At 71.1% G+C, this 488-nt stretch carries 1 pseudogene; it reads right to left on the bottom strand.

What is annotated here, in order from left to right:
* Window positions 1–488: pseudogene (locus IU459_RS37580) on the bottom strand (pyridine nucleotide-disulfide oxidoreductase); the annotation flags it as partial.

The raw sequence follows: 488 nt of genomic DNA, 5'->3' as shown, positions 1-488 counted from the left end.
CGGGCCACGTCCAGGGCGACGTTGCCGACGCCGAGGACGGCGACCTTCTCCGCGTCCAGCGGCCAGCTGCGCGGCACGTCGGGGTGGCCGTCGTACCAGGACACGAAGTCCGCGGCGCCGTAGGAGCCGTCGAGGTCGATGCCGGGGATGGGCAGGGCGCGGTCGGCGTTGGCGCCGGTGGAGAAGATCACCGCGTCGTAGAAGGCGCGCAGGTCATCGAGGGTGATGTCGGTGCCGTAGTCGATGTTGCCCAGCAGCCGCACCTGGGGCTTGTCCAGCACCTTGTGCAGGGCGGTGATGATGCCCTTGATCCGCGGGTGGTCGGGCGCGACGCCGTAGCGGATCAGCCCGAACGGCGCGGGCATGCGCTCGAACAGGTCGATACCGACCTCGGCATCGCTGGGAGCGGAGCCTGCGGAGCGACCCGGCAACGCCTTCATCAACGCGTCGGCGGCGTAGATCCCGGCCGGTCCGGCGCCCACGATCGC

This window comes from Nocardia amamiensis (assembly GCF_015477605.1).
Classification (GTDB): domain Bacteria; phylum Actinomycetota; class Actinomycetes; order Mycobacteriales; family Mycobacteriaceae; genus Nocardia; species Nocardia amamiensis_A.
This window is presented reverse-complemented; position numbering and strand designations above follow the sequence as displayed.